Genomic DNA, 14,461 nt, shown 5'->3' with positions numbered 1-14,461 from the left:
CGCACTGCAACATCAGGCGAGTGCGACCACATCAATGGAGACCGGATGGATCGAGTACTGGAACGCCTGGGTGATCCCGATTGCGACGAACTCGCACAATGGAAGGCCCTCGTGGGCGAACTGCGCCCGCCGAGGGCCAGCGACGCCGCGACTGCGGAATCCCGGCTGCGTCAGCTCATCGATACGCTCAAGGCGCGTCCGGATCTGCGCCGGCGCCTGAACACCGCGTTCCGCAGGTTGTTTCGCGAACGCAAGCAGGTCTCGCTCTACGCCTCGTCCGGCCTGCTGCCATCAACCGGCTTTTTTTCCGAAACGGCGCGACGCATCAGCGGACGGCTGCTTCCCGACTACCTCGACACCGCGTACATGAAGGACGTGCTGGCTGTCCTGTTCTGGCGCAGTGACGACGAAGAGTGGGTCAACGCCATCGCCGACGACCTGTGGTGCGAGCTGATCCGCACCGTCCTCGAAGACGAGACGCCCGCTTCGGAAACCGACAGCCGCGCACTGCCCGACGCGATCACCGAAATCCTCGAGGCCCTCCGCGTGCTTTCCTACCACGCCAGCGCCATCGGCCTCGATCCCGAGTTCATCCGCATCGACCCGGAACTGGAAGAGCACGAATCGGCCTTTCTCGCACAGAACGCGGAACTTGTGGCCTACATCCGCAATTACGCGCAATGGTGGGAAACATCGACCACGCTCGTGGAGGACGAGCGCCACGTCCAGGTCATGCTCGACCAGTGCGAGGAGGCGCTGCTGCGCATACGCCGGCGCGCAGCCAAACTCGGCACGAGCCTCACCCTGACCTTCAAGCTCGAACGCCTGCACCAGCACCTCCGGCGCATCGGCCGCCTTCTGCGGCTCCTGTCAGGGCTGCGGCAACGCCGAATGTTTGCCGATGTTGCCCCGGAGATTGTCGACCTGTTCAAGGAACTCGTCCGCTCGGAGTGCCGCAAACACCGCCTCTCCGACTATCTGGGCAAGAACGTGGAGCTGCTGTCGCTGCGCATGACCGAGAGTGCAGGCAAGACCGGTGAGCGCTACATCACGACCACACGCCGGGAGTACTTCGGGATACTGGGATCCGCTGCGCTCGGCGGACTGATCATCGCATGCATGGCCGCCTTCAAGCTCGTGCTCGCGAAACAGGGGCACGCACCGCTCACGTCCGCGCTGAGCTTCTGCCTCAACTACGGCATCGGCTTCGTGATCATCCACATCATCGGCGGAACGGTAGCGACCAAACAGCCAGCCATGACGGCCAACGCGATCGCAGCATCGATCGGCGAGACGCAAGGAAAGAGCCGGGACCTCCACAATCTGGTCGAACTGATCGCGCGGACCGTGCGCAGCCAGCTCGCAGCGATTGTGGGCAACGTCGGCGTGGCGGTCCCCGCCGCGACGGCGATCGCACTCATTGTTCATGCCACCAGCGGCGACCACTTCGTATCGCCGGAAAAGGCGCTCGGATTGCTGAATGAGATCGACCCGGCGGGGGGCGCCGTGTTCTTCGCTGCAATCGCCGGCGTCTGCCTCTTCCTCTCCGGCCTCATCGCCGGCTACTACGACAATCTCTGCGCCTATGCCCGCATTCCCGAGCGTCTCCTCCAACTGCGCTGGCTGCGCCGCCTCCTCGGCGCAGCGCGCATGGAACGCGTAGCCCGCTACGTCGAAAACAACCTCGGCGCACTCGCGGGCAACTTCTTCTTCGGTTTCCTGCTCGGCGGCGTGTCGGCACTTGGCGTACTGTTCGGCCTGCCGCTCGACATCCGCCACATCGCCTTCTCGTCCGCGTACGTCGGCTTTGCCGGCGCAGGCCTCGATTTCGCCCCGGGTTGGCAAGCCGCCGCGCTCGCCGCAAGTGGCATCGCCCTGATCGGCCTCACCAACCTGGCCGTGAGCTTCTCACTCACCCTGTACGTAGCAATGCGCGCACGGCGAATCACCTTCGCCCAAGGGCGCACCCTCGTGTGGATGACACTGCGACACTTCCTCGCCCACCCCCGCGATTTCCTCCTTCCGCCGCGCAACGACCGAAGCAACATGACGAGCGGGCGCAATGCCGAACCGCAGTCGCATAGCGCAATTGATCCCTGAGAAATTGCGCCGCGCACGCGCCGCGCTTGGTGCGCGACGCGCAACCGGATAGAATTGCGCGCCTCTCCCTGTAGTTCAATGGATAGAACGAGCGCCTCCTAAGCGCTAGATGTGGGTTCGATTCCCGCCGGGGGGACCATCACCGAACATCCGGCAGCAAGGCGCGAAGATGGGAAACCGGAATTGCATAAGTGATTCCGGAAGGGGCGCTCAAGGCGTTCTCTTTCGTACCTTTCACGAAGACCATATTGACGATCCCCAGCACCTCACCGCTATCCGGATCGAAGACCGGGCTGCCGCTATTGCCCGGGTATGCCGTTGCATCCAGCTGATAGACGCGAAACGAGTCCCCTGCGAGTCGACGAATCAACGCAGGATTGAGCTGGCGGGAATTCGCCTGCGGGATGCCGATCGGTGTCACCGCCGCGACGATACCCCGGTGCGTGACCGGCGTAAGCCCCAGTGCGCTACCGATCGGAAATCCCGTGAATGCGATCGATCGACCCTCGGCGACGAAACTCCCCTCGGCGAGCGACAAGGCGGGCAAGGGCTCGCCGTCGAGCCGCAGTAGCGCAAGGTCGGTATTCGGATCGGCCGCCACCTTCGCAGCCTTACGAATAGCCCCTTGGGGGGCACCGGGTACGACAATTACCAGGGACTCGAGCTGATCGTCCGCGAGGGGCACCGACACGACATGTGCGTTGGTCGCGACCATACGGCCGCTTCCAACCGCAAACCCCGTACCAAGGAATCGAAATTGCGGCGATCGGGTCCGCTGAAACGTTCCGACAGCGACCACCGAGGGTTTCACCCGCGGCAGGACATCGACAAGATCCGCCGCCGCCAGGCGCGGGAAAAGGATTGCAGCGGAGAGCACGGAAAGCCACGCGCACGCACGGGGCCACGCCGGACCGAAAACTCTTGTCACGAGCCTCCCCCGCGTTCGCTGACGAGCTGCAGAGCGGGAGCGACGGGACTCGGCTCCGTGACACGGCTGTCGTATGCATGCTTGCGCCGCTGCATGAATGCCAGGATGCGCGCAACGTAGGCCTGCGTTTCAGCATAAGGCGGCACCCCTCGATAACGCTCGACGGCACGCTCGCCGGCGTTGTATCCCGCTGCAGCAAGCGCGATATCCCCGCGGAAATAAGCCAGCAGCCAGCGCAGATATGCAAGGCCACCCCGTATATTCTCCTCGGGGTCGAAGGGTTTGCGCACATTGAAGCGCGCCGCGGTGTCCGGGATCAGCTGCATCACCCCCATCGCATTCTTCGGCGAGACAGCGTCCGCGTCGAGGTTGGACTCGGTCAGCGCGATCGCGAGCGCGAGTCTCGGGCTGATCGCGTATTCGGCAGAAAGATCGACCACGAGTCGCGCCAGTTGCTTGCGCTGCGTCGAAAGTGCGGCGATGTGCGCTTCCGCGCTCCATCCCGGATCGGGCGACGCGTCGGGAGGAGGTTGCAGGCAGTCCGGTACTGCCCCTACGTAGTCGCCGGTGTAGCGGCGCATCCGATCGGCCTGCGGGTGTCCGAAAAAAGCCGCCATTGCGAACAATGTTCCAGCGTAGGCGTCATTGCGCTCGAGACCCCGCCCATTGGCGTACATCCAGCCCAGCGAATACATGGCCTCCGTGTTGCCCAGACGCGCAGATTCGCAGTACAACGCAGCAGCCCTTGCCGGCTCGCGTTCCACCCCCTCACCATGCTCGTGGGCCACTGCCAGTTCCGCCAGGTAACGCGCATGATCGACGAAAACTGCCTCGAGCACAGCCCCCTCGGGAGCAGCGGGCTCATCCTTTGCGGCAATCGACACCTGCGACTCGCTGGCAAGCAGTGCAGCCACCAATAGATGAAGGCTTCGGCTCACATGCAGTCCTCGTCCCATCATGGACTCCCGCATCGCACACGGCTGGCGTGTGGCGATCCCGCTCGCTAAAGCCGCCAGACGGTGACCCCGGACGCAGTCAATGCATCCTGGTCATACGCGGATTTCACATCGACGAAAATACCGTTGGGCAACAACTTGTCGGTGATATTGACGAGCGGCATCTCCAAGTACGCCTTGTGCGAAACGGCAGCAACGACAGCCGTCGCGCGCGGCAGATCGTCCCAGGGCAGCAGGGCTTCACCGTATTCATGCTCGGCGTCCGACGGTGCCGCAACAGCATCGTGGACGTGCACCCGGCAGCCAAAACTGCGCAACTCCCGGATCACGTCGATGACCTTGCTGTTGCGAAGGTCAGGACAGTTTTCCTTGAACGTGAGCCCCATGACGACGACATCGCAGCCACGCACCGCATGCCCCGCCTGGATCATCTGCTTGACGGTCTGCTCGGCAACGTACTTGCCCATTCCGTCATTGATGCGCCGTCCAGCCAGGACCACATCCGAGTGGTAACCGAGCATTTCCGCCTTGTACGTCAGGTAGTAGGGGTCGACGCCGATGCAATGCCCACCGACGAGGCCCGGACGGAACGGCAGGAAGTTCCACTTCGTCCCTGCCGCTTCGAGCACCTCGAGCGTGTCGATGCCGATCTTGTGAAAGATCACCGCCAATTCGTTCATCAAAGCGATGTTGAGATCCCGCTGCGTGTTCTCGATCACTTTTGCTGCCTCTGCGACCTTGATCGAACTTGCAGCATAGACCCCGGCGGAAATGATCGCCCCATAGACCTCGGCAACCTTCGCTAGCGTCGCGGGAGTATCGCCCGAGACCACCTTGACGATCCTGGTGACCGTCCGCTCCTTGTCCCCCGGATTGATCCGCTCCGGCGAGTAACCGACGAAAAAATCCTCCTTCCACTTCAGGCCCGATTCACGCTCCATGATCGGGATGCAGACTTCCTCGGTTGCGCCGGGATACACCGTCGACTCGAAGACCACGATCGCCCCCCGCTTCAGGTTCTGCCCGACGATCCGCGATGCACCGACCAATGGAGAAAAATCCGGCTGGTGCGCCTCGCCCACCGGCGTTGGTACCGCAACCACTACGAAATCCGCTTCGGCAATCACGCCCGCATCCGTATGGCACGAGAGCATCGTCGCAGCCTGCAAGGCTTCCCCTGAAACCTCTCCGGTCGGATCGTAGTGATCACGGTACGCAGCGACCTTGCGGGCCGAAAGATCAAATCCCAGGGTCTTGAACTTCCTGCCGAACTCAACGGCAAGCGGCAAGCCGACATAGCCCAGGCCGATAACAGCTACCGTAGTCATGATTCGCACCCCATCAATAACCCGAAAAAATAATCCGACGAATTGGCGCGGTTACAGCTTCTCCTTCAGGGCCGTGGCCTCGGCACGCATGGGACTGTTCTGCGGCAGCGACTGCAATAGAAAATCCGCCTCCTTCACAGCCTCCTGCTTGCGGCCGGCTTTCACATATGCTTTCGCGAGATTGAGGCGCAGAGCCGGTGCAGTCGGCGCCAGAGACACCGCCTTGCGGAGGTTCTCGATCCCGCTTTCGCGCTGGCCGCTATCGACTTGCAGCACACCCAGCGTCGCGAGAATGTTCGGGTCCTCCGGCGCCAACTTTATTGCCCGCTCGGCCAAGGCCATAGCCTTGGGATCCCTTCGATGACCCGCGATCCATGCCAGATTATTGAGGATCCGGGGCGTCTCCGGCCTAAGCTCATCGAGCTTGGTATACAGCTTTTCGGCCTCATCAAAGCGCTGCGCGGCAAATGCCCGCTCGGCAAGATACGAACGCACCCGCACATCGTTCGGTTCCTTCCGCAACCATTCGGAAACCGCCTTCTCCGCATCGCTCTGCTTACCGGACTGCACCTGAACAGCGTGGAGCTTGATCACCGTCTCCGCCCTCGGCCTGACGCTGAATGACTTCCGGTAGGAAGCGATCGCGGGCGCATAGTCCTTTGCGAGGAGGTACAGATCGCCTTCGAGGTTCCATCCAGCGGGCTCCTTGGGCCGTTGCTTTTGCACCGTCTGGGCAATCGCAATTGCTTCCTTGAGTCGCTGTTTTCCCGCGAGCAATGCGGCAAGTCGCTGCTGCGCCTCAAGCAGATCCTGTTTCAGGCCAAGCGCCCGTCGCAAGGTTTGCTCCGCGGCAGCGGAATCCTTCGCCAGCTGTTGTGCATCCGCAAGATGGATCAGCGGAGCCGGCAACTTCGGCTGCAGTCCCGCCTGCTTGCTGAACGCAGCGATTGCCTGCTGGTGGTCACCGGCGAGCAGCTGGGCGCGCCCCATCATTTCGTGTGCTCGTGGATCGTCCGGGTGGGCGGCGATGACTTCCTGCACGATCGAAATCGCCTTCTTCGCATCCCGCTGCCCCAGAGCCTCCGCAGCGAGGGCCAGCTTCGGGGTCGCTTCCCCGGGCATTGCACGGCTCGCGCGCTCGAGCGTGGCACGCACCTTGTCCGGCGCTGCACCGGTCGCCTTCTGCAGATTTGCCAGCAGAAGGGAAGCCGCTACGTTATCCGGATGCTTGGCAACGATCCCCTCGACACGCTCCAGCGCCTCCGCGGGCTTCCTTTCCGCGAAGTCTATCCGCGCGAGATTGACTGCTGCGGGCAGGTAATCGCTCTTGAGCGACAGCGCCTTCTCGAACGAGAGCCTTGCACCAGCCAGATCCCTTCGTGCGAGAGCGATTCCGCCCTGCAACATGTATGTACGGGGATCATCCGGACGTTTTTCCTCGAGCCTCCGCTGCGCCGCCGCAGCCTTGTCGATTTCGCCCTGCCGCAAATGCACCATCACCAGCGCAAAGTCCGCCGCTCCGGAACTCCCCTCGAGCGTCGAGGCCGTTTCAAGATCGCTCAGACCGGCCGCCGAATCTCCGTCGAGCAGGCGCGCCACACCCAGCTGAGTGCGTGCCAGCTCGTCGGACGGCCGCACTGCAACGAGCCGCTCATACGTGTCCGCCGCCGCGTCCAGTTTGCCCTGCGCCAGCTGAATGCGCGCTGCCAGTTGCAGGCTCCCCGCGTCCGGATTCTTTTCGGAAAGCAGCGGCTTGAGCGTATCCATCGCCTTCTGGGGGTCGCCTGCGCCGAATTCCAGGCGCGCGAGCCCGACCCGGGCGGTTCTGTTCTGGGGTGTACGCCCAACCACCATCGCCAGATGCTCGCGGGCAAGGACATGCTCGTTCAGGCTGGCGTGGATCAAACCTGCCAGCATGCGCCCGGGCAGGTATTCCGGTGCCAGCCGAACGGTTTCGGCAATGTGCTCGCGGGCCGAAGCCGTCTTGCTGCTGCGAAAGTCATGGAGCGCAAACAGATAGTGAGTGAGCGGGTGCTTGGGCGCGACCTTCTCCATGGCAGCGAGCCGCTCGGCCGCTTCACTCATGTCACCGCGTTCGAGCAAGAGCGAGATCAGGGCAAAATGATAAGCAACGGACGACGGACGCCCCTTCACCGCCTCACGCAGCGAAGCAAGCCCCTCGTCGACCTGCTTGCGGGAAAGCAACACGTTTGCGCGCAGAGCGTGGGCATCGCCCGCCTCCTCCCCTGCAGCACCCCGCGCCAACACAGCCTCGGCCTCGGCAAACGCCCCGTCGACATCTCCGGTCAGATATTTCATGCGACCGAAGCCGATCCGTGCAGGAACGTCATCCGCATTCGACTTCAACGCCAACTCGAACGCCTCGCGCGCCTTGGAAGGATCCTTGCGCTCGAGATAGGCATCCCCGATGCTCGCCCACAGTCGGGCGTTCGCCACCGGATCCTGGAGCTCGGTAGCCCCGAATTCCTTGATGACCTGGTCGAACTGCCCCATCTGCACCATCGCGCGCGCCAGCAGAGGACTTACCTGTTCGACCGAAACACCCAACTCGATCGCACGCCGAAACTCCTTCTCAGCGGCAACAGGATTCCCCTGCCTGAGATTCACGTCGCCGAGCAGGTAACGTGCTTCGGCGAGTTTCGGGTTTTCCTGCAAGGCATTCTTGAGCTGAATGCTCGCGGCCTGGAGATCGCTCTTGGCAAGATAATCGCGCGCAGAACCCACCATGGAATCGGGGCTCGCACCGCAACCGGCAATCAAACCCGAAATGACGAGGGCCAGCGCAATTCGCCGTTTGGACCTCCGAAACACGATCGGACGGGACACGTCAACTCTCCTTCTTGAATCCAAAACGGTTCATCAAGTCGTACAAGGAGGGCCTGCTGATCCCTAATAGATCGGCGGCACGCGCAATATTGCCGTTCGTTCGCGCCAAGGCGCGAATCACCGCCCGTCGCTCAGCCTCATCCCTGACATGACGCAGATTGAGTTCCAGCAGATCGTTTTCGGCCGCATCGAGTCCGAGATCCTCTGCCGTGATCCGGTTCGACTCCGCCATGATTACCGCGCGTTTGAGGCAATTCTCCAATTCACGCACATTTCCCGGCCAGGGATGCGACTCGATTGCCGCAAGCGCGTCCTCGCCGAGATGCATGGCCCCGCGGCCGTTTTCCTTCGCAAAGCGCTGCACGAACGCATGTGCCAGCAGCACCGCATCACCATCGCGCTCCCGCAAGGGCGGGATGTCGATAACGATTTCGGCGAGCCGATAGTAAAGATCCTCGCGAAAGAGACCCGCCTGAATTTGCGCCTTCAAGTCCCTGTGCGTTGCACATATCACACGCACATCGACCGGAATCTCCTCACGCCCACCGATGCGCTCGACCACTCTTTCCTGCAGGAAACGGAGCAGTTTCGCCTGCAGGGCCATCGGTAAATCACCAATTTCGTCGAGAAAGAAAGTCCCCTTGTGCGCGGTTTCGATCTTTCCCGGGGTCAGCTTGGCCGCCCCGGTGAACGCCCCCTTCTCGTAGCCAAACAACTCGCTTTCCAGCAGATTCTCCGGAATCGCCGCACAGTTGATCGCAAGGAAGCGTTCCTTGGAACGCGATGACAGCGCGTGCAAGGCGCGCGCCAGAATCTCCTTTCCTGTCCCGCTTGCGCCAAGCAAGGCCACGGTGACATTTGCCGACGCCACCCTCTCCACGGTCCGGCATACCTTCAACATACCGGGATCCCGGGTGATGACGCCGGAAAGCGGGCTGGACTGTTGCGCCTGAAGACGATGATTCTCTGCCTGCAAATCATGCAGCCGAAACGCGCGATCAATCGTCAGCGCGAGCAGTTCCGGCTCAAAGGGTTTTCCGAAGAAATCATAAGCGCCCATTGCCACGGCCCGCACCGCGTTCTCACGATCATGCTGCCCGGTCAGGACGATCACCTTCGTCTCCGGCGCCAGCATGAGCATCTCCCCAAGAAGCCGGAAACCTTCACCGACGTCATCCGGACTTGGCGGCAAGCCCAGGTCCATTGTTACCACCGCCGGCTCATACCGCCGCAACTGGGCGAGCGCGCTCTCCCTGTCATCGGCGACAACGGTTTCGAACGAATCGAACGCCCACCGCATCTGCTTCTGCAGCGCGGGATCATCCTCCACAACCAGAAGCGTTCGTCTCTTGTCGTTCATGATCCCTGAGTCATCACCGCGCTCTTCATGTCATCCCGCGCTTCGCGGGCGACCATCGGCAGCGTGATCGAGACACGAGTTCCCATCCCGGGCTCGCTATCGACTGCAATGCTGCCCCCGATTTCACGAATGTATTGCTGAGCCTCGAATGCACCGATCCCCATACCTCCCGTCTTGCTGGTCTGGAAGGGGCGGAACAGCTGCTCGCGGATGAATTCCCTCGTCATCCCACAGCCGTTGTCTTCAACGCTCACTACCGCGGCACCGTCACCCGTAGGGTTGATGCTTACTGCCACCCTACCATCGTCTCGCGTCGCCTCAAGCGCATTCTGCAACACATGGCCAATGACACGTTCAAGTCGCTCGGGGTGGGCAATCACCTCGACCATCCCAGCGCCACCGGCCTCGAACTCGATCGACGGACGCTGGTGACGTTTCGCCAGCCTCAGACGTTCGACCAGTGCGCCGATCTCCACGCGCCTCGGCGGATCGATCGAGCGCTTCTCCTGCAACTGCGTCATCAGCGCACGCATCCTCGACTCGACATTCGCCACTGTCTCCAGCATGTCATTCTGGAACTCCGGGTTATGCTTGTGCCGTTCCGCGTTCTTCAACATCAACGACAGCTGCGCAACAAGATTTTTCAGATCGTGGACAACGAACGCGGACATGCGATTGAACGAATCGAACTTTCTCGATTCGATCAAAGCCTCGACCGCCTGCATGCGCGACAGATAGCTTGCGGCCTGTGCCTGCGCCGTCTTCAGCAGATCAAGAACCTCCCAGTTCACGTCGACCGGCGTCCTCGGCGCACTAAGCAGGACGAAGCCGACGAGTACGCCACCGGATTTCAGCGGAAGGACCAGCCACGCGCTCGAGATCGCCGACAACCACCCGGGGAGTTCCAGAGTCGCGTAGTTGTTCGAGCCCGAGCGGTATTCCTCAAGATTGATCACCCACTCGCGCTCCGCGAGAAAGCGACAGAATGAACTGTCTTCCTCCTCCGTCACCGCAATTGCCGGATGATTGAGTCGCGATTGGACGTGATAGCGATTTCCGCCCGACTCCCGAAGCCAAAGCACTCCTCCCGGGCTCTCCACCAGGTCGCACAGCCCCTTGATCACCGATTCACCCAGGTCCAACGCGCCGTCGGCGGAGGACAGCGCCTGGGTAAATCGCAACCACTCGCTCCGATAGTCATAACGGTATGGAAACAGGTGCTTGTTGAGGAAAACACGCAACCTTGCCCGTTGCGCCCCGGACACAAGGAACACGCTCAACAAGAGCAGGCCGGCAAAGAACAGGGTCAATTGGAGGGCACGGCCCCAATCGCCGCCGAAATAACGCACGTAATATCCGGCTGCGGCGATGACGAGAAGATAGGCCCCCGACAACGCCAAGGCCGTCGAATGAAACACTGCGTCCCGCGAGACAGTTATGCGCAGCGCCCAGTCAGGATTGCGACCAGCGGACACTGCGATCAGCGGTAGCGTCATCGCGTGAGCGATTCCCCGCACTGCCCATACGTCCGCATCGAGTTGGCCGAACAGGAAGCCATCCGCGAAAAGGTACAACTCGAAGACGTACCCGGCCGAAAGCGCCAGACACAGCGGCTTCAATGCCCAACGCGAATCCGGCGGCACCGACCGAAAAAATTGCTCGACCAGCACCAGGCCCAACACCGCGCCCGCGAGAAAACTGCCCAAGTGCAAGGTGGCCTGCGACAGCAAGCCCAGCCCCAAGCCGACCACACCGAGCAACTGAGCGACCGCCACCACCAACGCAGCAGCAACCGGCCAACGCACCACACGTGCGTTGGTCGCCCGCAACAAAATGATGACAAACGCCAGCCAGCTGACTTGACGCGCAATGTCGCTGGTCCAGGCCAATGCAAGCACCGTCGAAGAGGGACTCCACACGACAAAACCGTTGGCAAGCGCCCACAACGCACTCGCACCGACAGCCAGCAGAAGAGCTCCCCCACGCGGCTGCTTGCGCCAGCCGAGAAGCAGGTAAATCCAGAACAGCGTGTAGGCACCGCAAGCGATCCCGTACGCCACACCAGCCGACTCTGACAAATCAGTCCCCTGACCTCACCGTCGTAACGCTTCGGACCTGACGCCGATCTTTCACCGACGAATCAGTGCGCCCCCTCGCATGTCAGGACAACCCGGACCGTCTCGAACAGCACCAGAATATCCAGAGCCAAATTGTGGTTCTTCACGTAGTACAGGTCGTACTGCAACTTCTGCATCGCGTCATCGACCGATGCACCATACTGGTAACGAACCTGAGCCCACCCCGTGATCCCCGGCTTGACGCTGTGACGCACCGAGTAGAACGGAATCTCGCGGGTCAGCTGGTCGACGAAGTACGGACGCTCCGGCCGGGGACCAACCAGGCTCATCTCGCCCGACAGCACGTTCAACAGTTGCGGCAGTTCGTCGATGCGAAAACGCCGGATGACATGACCGACACGCGTGATCCTGTCATCGTCCGACTGCGCCCACCGCGGCGTCCCATCGCCTTCGGCGTCGTGCCTCATGCTTCGGAACTTGATCACTCTGAATATTCGCCCACGCCGCCCCACCCGCTCCTGCCGGTACAACACCGGGCCGCCGTCCTCGAGCAGGATGAGACACGCCGTAACCAGCATGACGGGTAGTGCAAGAATCGACAGGATCGCGCATGCAAGCAGATCAAAACACCGCTTGATGGTCCTACGCACCACCCCCTGATGAAAGCCTTCACCGTAGATGAGCCAGCTCGCCTTCAGCGAACCGATGGGCACCTGTCCATGGGTGCGCTCGAAGAATGAGGACAGGTCGAGAACCTTGACGCCCCTGAGCTTGCAGTCGAGCAGCTCCCGTATTGGAAGAACCCCTCCTCTGCGCTCACGAACCGCCACAATCACTTCGCTGACATGGAGCCGTCTGACCGTTTCAAGAAGGTTCCCGTCTTCCGAAAGAATCTCACCTGGATCCACGACCGGCGTTTCCTCACCGACTGGTCGGTAGAAGCCGACGAGATCCCCTCCAACGCCTCGCGCCTTCAGAGAGCTCGCAACTGCAGCGGCTTCAGCGCCCGTACCAATAATCAGTACCCGCGGGTCAAACGCGGACGCGGCCCCCCGTCGGTTCGCAAAACCCCGCATGACAAGCAGCCCGCCCAAGAGCAGGACGATGGAAACCTGCGCCGCCTCAGACTGGAAATACCCCCAGGGCAGAATGGCGAACACGGCAAACGCCACAATGACGCTGACCACGACCGACACCAGAATGCGGGACACAGTACTCCGCCCGGCCGCATCCAACGCTCTTGCGCGGTAAAGCCCCAATGCTCCGTTGAGCAAGATCATCAGCACCGCGAAGAGCAATGCCGACGGGACGACCACACGCCACTCGACTGGCGTCCCGCGCGCCGGCAGCACGGTCACAACCAGAACGAGGAGGAACAAGATCGACGCGTCAAACGCGATCTGCTGCAACGCGTGCGACGGCACATATTGCTTGAACACCTTGAACATCGCAGCTCCCCCGCCGCACGGAAGCCCGTCGAGCATGCGCGATCACATGCCGCGGCGGACCGCCACCCAACCCGTGGTACGTAAGGGAGACTCTAGTGCTTTATGCGTTTCGCCGTTGTTAAACAGGTCACATCGCTCCGAACTCGCCACAGCGCCGAACGGGACTCCAGCGGCAAGCCCGGCGGCGCTAGCCCCAGCCGGCCTCCTTCGCGAAGTGCCCGCGAAGCTGCAGCGAGACCCGATCAACCACCTCGTTCGCCTCGGGAAACCATTTTCCCAAAGTAACAAAGCCGTGCACCATGCCCGGAACATCTACATGATCAGCCGCTACGCCCTCCGATCTCGCGCGCTCGACCATTGCGATGCCATCATCTCGGAGCGGATCGCACTCCGCCGTAACGACGATAGTCGGCGGAAGACCCGCAAGGGAAACCGCCTGCATGGGCGACACGCGCCAGTCATGCGCCCCTCCGTCCGGGAGATAACGCTCGAAAAACCAGGCCAGGCTATCCCGGTCCAGAAAATACCCCGACGCGTAGGCCTCCCTCGAGGGGCGGCTGCTTTCAATTTCGGTACAGGGATAGATCAGGCACAGGCAACGCAGCGCAGGTGCGCGCTGATCGCGGAGCATCAGTGCCGCCACCAATGAAAGATTTCCGCCGGCGCTATCCCCGCCCAATCCGAACCGCCCCGGATCCACGGCAAGTTGTTCTGCGTTGGTCCACGCCCATTCGACAGCAAAGAGGGCGTCCTCCACCGCAGCCGGAAATGGATGCTCCGGCGCAAGCCTGTAATCCACGGACAGGACCGCACACCCTGCCCTATTCGCTATACGCCGGCACAATGAATCATGGCTTTGCACGCTGCCGACGCACCACCCTCCGCCATGAAAATAGATCAACAGCGGCAACACCTCGGCCTGACCGGCATCAAGCGGTCGATAAAGACGGGCGATAAGGGCACTGCCGTCCGGTCGCGACATCGGAACATCCAGCGTCGACGCGACCCCCTCCGGCTCGCCACCAAACACGAACTGCAGTTTTTCGAACGAATGTCGCGCCTGCGCTACCGTCAGTTCATGAAACCGCGGTGCTCCGACTCGATACACCATGTCCAGCAATGCTTGCGCCTGATCCGAGAGAGCCATTGGCTAACACCTGATAACTGAAACGAGCGCCCCTGTTGGGCGGGGCACCGTCAAAATCGTAGCAGAAGGAATTGATGCGCCGGACATCGGCACGTCGTAGACGCAAAAAACCCGCTGACGGTTGGTCAGCGGGTTTTCGGAGTAGTTAGTCTGACGATGACCTACTTTCGCACTCACGAAGAGCACTATCATCGGCGCGGTCCTGTTTCACTGTCCTGTTCGGGATGGGAAGGAGTGGTTCCGGGACGCTATGGTCGTCAGACTGTAAG

Annotated in this window: 9 protein-coding genes, 1 tRNA gene and 1 rRNA gene; 2 read left to right on the top strand and 9 right to left on the bottom strand. The window is 61.7% G+C overall.

Annotation, left to right across the window (positions count from 1 at the left end):
* Positions 1 to 45 precede the first annotated feature (45 nt).
* Positions 46 to 2,100 carry a site-specific recombinase gene (locus tag GO615_RS22705; RefSeq protein ID WP_169132158.1) on the top strand — a complete coding sequence of 685 codons (2,055 nt, stop codon included), beginning with the start codon at positions 46 to 48 and terminating at the stop codon, positions 2,098 to 2,100.
* A gap of 64 nt (positions 2,101 to 2,164) precedes the next feature.
* Positions 2,165 to 2,239, top strand: a tRNA-Arg gene (locus tag GO615_RS22700).
* Here the strand turns inward: GO615_RS22700 and GO615_RS22695 are convergent.
* From GO615_RS22695 to rrf, 9 genes are all read right to left on the bottom strand, one after another.
* Positions 2,240 to 3,028, bottom strand: coding sequence for a S1 family peptidase (locus tag GO615_RS22695; protein WP_169132157.1), 789 nt, complete (start codon positions 3,026 to 3,028; stop codon positions 2,240 to 2,242).
* Positions 3,025 to 3,999: a lytic transglycosylase domain-containing protein gene (locus GO615_RS22690; RefSeq protein WP_246262421.1), complete on the bottom strand. Its 975-nt coding sequence runs from the start codon at positions 3,997 to 3,999 to the stop codon at positions 3,025 to 3,027. The genes GO615_RS22695 and GO615_RS22690 overlap by 4 nt, the downstream gene beginning before the upstream one ends.
* 32 nt (positions 4,000 to 4,031) lie before the next feature.
* On the bottom strand, positions 4,032 to 5,312 hold the full coding sequence (locus GO615_RS22685; protein WP_169132156.1) for a nucleotide sugar dehydrogenase: 1,281 nt from the start codon (positions 5,310 to 5,312) through the stop codon (positions 4,032 to 4,034).
* A 51-nt stretch (positions 5,313 to 5,363) separates the two neighbouring features.
* Entirely contained in the window at positions 5,364 to 8,159 is a 2,796-nt protein-coding gene (gene prsT, locus GO615_RS22680) for an XrtA/PEP-CTERM system TPR-repeat protein PrsT (RefSeq protein WP_169132155.1), read from the bottom strand.
* A 1-nt stretch (position 8,160) separates the two neighbouring features.
* Positions 8,161 to 9,519 carry a PEP-CTERM-box response regulator transcription factor gene (prsR, locus tag GO615_RS22675; protein ID WP_169132154.1) on the bottom strand — a complete coding sequence of 453 codons (1,359 nt, stop codon included), beginning with the start codon at positions 9,517 to 9,519 and terminating at the stop codon, positions 8,161 to 8,163.
* Positions 9,516 to 11,579, bottom strand: coding sequence for an XrtA/PEP-CTERM system histidine kinase PrsK (gene prsK / locus GO615_RS22670; RefSeq protein WP_339380115.1), 2,064 nt, complete (start codon positions 11,577 to 11,579; stop codon positions 9,516 to 9,518). The genes prsR and prsK overlap by 4 nt, the downstream gene beginning before the upstream one ends.
* Before the next feature lie 80 nt (positions 11,580 to 11,659).
* Positions 11,660 to 13,045 (bottom strand): TIGR03013 family XrtA/PEP-CTERM system glycosyltransferase, encoded by a 1,386-nt coding sequence (locus tag GO615_RS22665; protein WP_169132152.1) that lies wholly within the window; start codon positions 13,043 to 13,045, stop codon positions 11,660 to 11,662.
* Positions 13,046 to 13,232: 187 nt separating this feature from the next.
* Positions 13,233 to 14,192 carry an alpha/beta hydrolase gene (locus GO615_RS22660; RefSeq protein WP_169132151.1) on the bottom strand — a complete coding sequence of 320 codons (960 nt, stop codon included), beginning with the start codon at positions 14,190 to 14,192 and terminating at the stop codon, positions 13,233 to 13,235.
* A gap of 148 nt (positions 14,193 to 14,340) precedes the next feature.
* Positions 14,341 to 14,454, bottom strand: a 5S ribosomal RNA gene (gene rrf / locus GO615_RS22655).
* Positions 14,455 to 14,461: the final 7 nt, after the last annotated feature.

The sequence above is a fragment of the Aromatoleum evansii genome, assembly GCF_012910805.1.
Taxonomy (GTDB): domain Bacteria; phylum Pseudomonadota; class Gammaproteobacteria; order Burkholderiales; family Rhodocyclaceae; genus Aromatoleum; species Aromatoleum evansii.
This window is presented reverse-complemented; position numbering and strand designations above follow the sequence as displayed.